At 32.3% G+C, this 3,629-nt stretch carries 3 protein-coding genes; all 3 read right to left on the bottom strand.

From position 1 onward, the window contains the following. Positions 1-20 precede the first annotated feature (20 nt). Positions 21-1,052 carry an AAA family ATPase gene (locus R3X28_RS19090; protein ID WP_317666466.1) on the bottom strand — a complete coding sequence of 344 codons (1,032 nt, stop codon included), beginning with the start codon at positions 1,050-1,052 and terminating at the stop codon, positions 21-23. Beyond that, positions 1,037-2,596, bottom strand: a complete 1,560-nt coding sequence (locus R3X28_RS19085) for an ATP-dependent nuclease (protein ID WP_317666464.1) — start codon at positions 2,594-2,596, stop codon at positions 1,037-1,039. Before R3X28_RS19085 ends, R3X28_RS19090 begins: the two co-directional genes overlap by 16 nt. 229 nt (positions 2,597-2,825) lie before the next feature. Further along, positions 2,826-3,629: hypothetical protein (locus R3X28_RS19080; RefSeq protein ID WP_317666462.1), on the bottom strand; the 804-nt coding region annotated here is incomplete at its 5' end.

Raw genomic sequence — 3,629 nt, 5'->3', positions numbered from 1 at the left:
TACGTTGTTGTACCCAGTGCTTATCCCATATATTTCTTAATATCAGATTCCGCAATAAGATATAAGTCGTTATTGGCTCTTGAACAGGCTACATAAAGCTTGTTTTTCGTAACAGGTTTTAATTCAGACAATTTATCTTTTTTATAATGTGCCATCGTAGTTTTGTTCAGAACTACACACACATCATTATAGTGGTTTTCTCCTTTACAATCTCCCCAGTTTCTTGAATAGCATTTGTATTTATGGCTTTCTCGATAAAATAATTTAATGATGGAATCATCATTGAATACTTTTTCGATTTCACTTTTGTCTTCGATGAAAATGACATTGCTACTCTCTTCTTTATGCGATTCAATATGAATTCCAATTTGATTGCTTATAAATTCACAGACACTTTTGGTGCAACGATAACTTTTATTAAGATAATCTTTGTTTGGTTTAACCTTTGCCTTTTCAAATATCTTCTGGTATTTATCATAATCTTTATGAATATTGGCATTAGTATTTCCATCTCTACTTGTATCAAATGTATGCTGATAAAAATCCCCAACGAGCATAATGTCTATTTGTGTCTTTGTAATGCTTTTCAATAAATTGAAGTCGTGTCCAGCAAAATCTTGTACTTCATCAATGAATAAATGGTCATAATACTTTTCTAATCGCTCGTTAATTTCTCCCAGAACTTCACATTGGACTAATAGTTTTGCAATTCTATTATGATAAAGCATCCTGTTCTTTGTCATATATCGTTTCGGATTGTCTAACGATAATCTATTAGTAAATTGTGGTGGAACGCTCCAAAAAATTCCATTTGGTCTTATTTCATAACCCAAAAAAGGTCGAAAGCAGAAAGAATATAAAAAGTTGTAGTAAGAGTATAAATTGATATTGTCTGGAAAATGACCGAATTTTTTAAGAATTGATTCTTTGAGATTTCGTGTGTTATTGATTGTATAAGTAATCAATAAAAAACTCTCTTCGAGATTAAGTTTGTCAATAATTAAACTGGTCTTACCCGAGCCAGCTACTGCAAGTATTAAGCTCTTATCCATTCAATAGCATTTTTTATGTAGTCTGGGACAGTAAGTTCAGTTGCCTTTTTATCTAATAATTCAAATGCTACGTCTGCCTTGTTTTTAAGCATATAGTCTTGTACGGAAAGTGTTTTTCTTCCTTCTAAAAATAGTCCGTCACAAATGTCTTTATTGGATTTATATACAGAAATCTCAAAGGTCTTGATTTCATTGTCTTCGCTTGAAAAAACGCTAATATTTTCTTCGGTGTATTCTTCATATCTGTCAATGCAGTTGACTTGATAATCTCCATCGTTGTCTCTTATTACGGCAGTTTTAATTTGAAGTAATTTGGCAATGTCTAAATATCGCTTGAAACTCGTTCCGCCAACAGAAATAATGTGAATATCTGAATCTTCGATTTTTTGACCAGTAATTTGTCGATAGAAAGCTTCCATTAATATAAACTCTGCATCGCCTTCTACCAAAAGGACTTTGCTTGACAAAATATATTCAAGTATATTATTGTCAGGTGCTTTCATAAAAAATTTAGAAGTGTCAGCAGGAAGTTCTTCTAAAAGTGTAGGTCTTTGGCTATTGCTATTAAGCATAATTGCTTTTCGCAAATCCAGCCTTGTACTAATTAAATTACTGTGTGTTGCAATAAATAATTGTTTGTTTTCAGATTCGTTAATCCTACGGATTAACTTCTTCATATTTATGTGGCTTAAATGGTTTTCGGGTTCTTCCAAGAGAATTACATCTAACTCTTTCTCGTTCTTTTTTAGTGCAAAATCCGTCTTTATAAAACATTGCCTTCCTTTTCCCTTGTTTTGAATTTCAATATTACCTTCTTTAATTGTAAGGTCGGTTTCTAAATTAGCTTTGGAATTAGTTCTAATTGCAAAAGAGTAATCTTCAATTCTTTCGTTTAAATCCTTTAATACAGAGGTTCGGAAATTTTCTTTGTGCTTTCTGTACTCGTTATGATGTTTATTTTTTTCTGGGTCTGTTATGCTATTGTGATACAGTGTTTTGATATAGGATTTGGTAGCATATTCGTTATTAATTTGCGTGTTATCCAAAAGTAAATGTTGCATAAATCTCCTATATCCAGTATAACTTTCTCCAGAGAATGTTTTGAAGATTATCGAGTAATATTCAAAAGGAAAATTATCATCTTCTTGAAGTAGTATTTCGCTTATTTCCTTGCTTAAATCTTCTCTTGGTTCACATATTAGTTGTATTCCGTGAGCGGGAACACCATCGGAATTCCATTTACCGTCCAAATCCTTATTGGACTGGTCATTTAAGTACAATTCAGCATATAAGATTGGCAAATTTTCGTATTTCTTATCACTTGACAAAAAATCTTGAATTACTTCCGAGTTAAATAAATGGTCAAGACCATAGGTCTCTACTTTGTTTCGGCTACCGCTCAAAACAATATCAATTGCAGTTAAAATAGTGCTTTTTCCAGCTTCGTTGTCGCCAATCAGTAAATTTAAACCTTTATCAAATCCAATCGAGAATTCTTTAAATCTACCAAAGTTCTTGATTTTGATTTTTTCTATAATTTTCATTTAAGTTAGGATGTTTTTGCATTGGGTACAACGGTGCGGCTATGGCAAGTAGGGCAGGCAAGGAAACTTTTCGTTTCCGTCTGGTCTGCTAGCCAGAGCTTTTTGTTTTGTAATTATTTTTATTTTTTTAATTGCCAAATCCAAAAGATTTGGCGGACTTAGTACATAATCCCAAGCCATTAAATTTAACGCTTTATGCCCTATTTGCTATAGCCAATGTTAGCCATAGTTATTTATTGAATTCCACAAATTTCGTCATTATTCTATCATTCATTTTTTTGACTTTTTCGATGGATTCATTCCCGTTCAAGTCCAAGTAATATCCAGCATAAACAAGATGGTTCTTTACAACAATCAAATTAAAAACATAAACTACTATGTAATCGTGATAATCTGAATATGGCTTTACAAATTTGACTGCTGAAAGAATATCGGGATGTGGTCTATATTCTTCTATGATAATTGGTCTTTCGGAATGTAAAAAAGAGGTGTCTGAATAAACTTTGCTTAGAGCAAAATCCTTTTCAAAATTTTCGAGAGACTTTTTCTTTTTCTGAATTCTGAATATTCTCTCCAAGTCATTTCCCGCCAGTTTCCATTTCTGCTCATTTACATTGACCATAAAAACTGCGTAGTCCTCAAAGTCGATTATATCAAGGCTGTCCTTTTTTTTGTAGGTACTGTTATTTAGATAAACTCCAACATTTTTAATTTTTTCAAACATTGAAAAACCATCGAAATAGTCCTTCACTTGTTTTTCATCGTAACATTCAGTCCATTCTCCAAATTCTGGAAAACCAAATTCAATAAATTCAGTTTCATTTTTTTCATTTGAGTAGTAGTCGTCTTTTTTTTCCGATTTACACCCAATTAATGAAATGAGAAATATTGATAGTAAGGTTTTCTTCATAATTATGGCTAACGGTCTCGTATAACCGTCAGTTACGGGTTTATATGCGTTAATTTTCGGTTTAGTACAGACTTTAGCAATTCCGAGTGGATTCGGACGTAGTCGAATCCGCCGTAATTGCGG

The organism is Maribacter sp. TH_r10, assembly GCF_033101095.1.
Taxonomy (GTDB): Bacteria; Bacteroidota; Bacteroidia; order Flavobacteriales; family Flavobacteriaceae; genus Maribacter_A; species Maribacter_A luteus.
Note: the sequence above shows the minus strand (reverse complement) of the source record. Positions and strands in the feature narration are given on the sequence as shown.

Coding starts and splice junctions, on each gene's coding strand:
- R3X28_RS19085 (WP_317666464.1), bottom strand. CDS start 2,596: ATGAAAATTATAGAAAAAATCAAAATCAAGAACTTTGGTAGATTTAAA.
- R3X28_RS19090 (WP_317666466.1), bottom strand. CDS start 1,052: ATGGATAAGAGCTTAATACTTGCAGTAGCTGGCTCGGGTAAGACCAGT.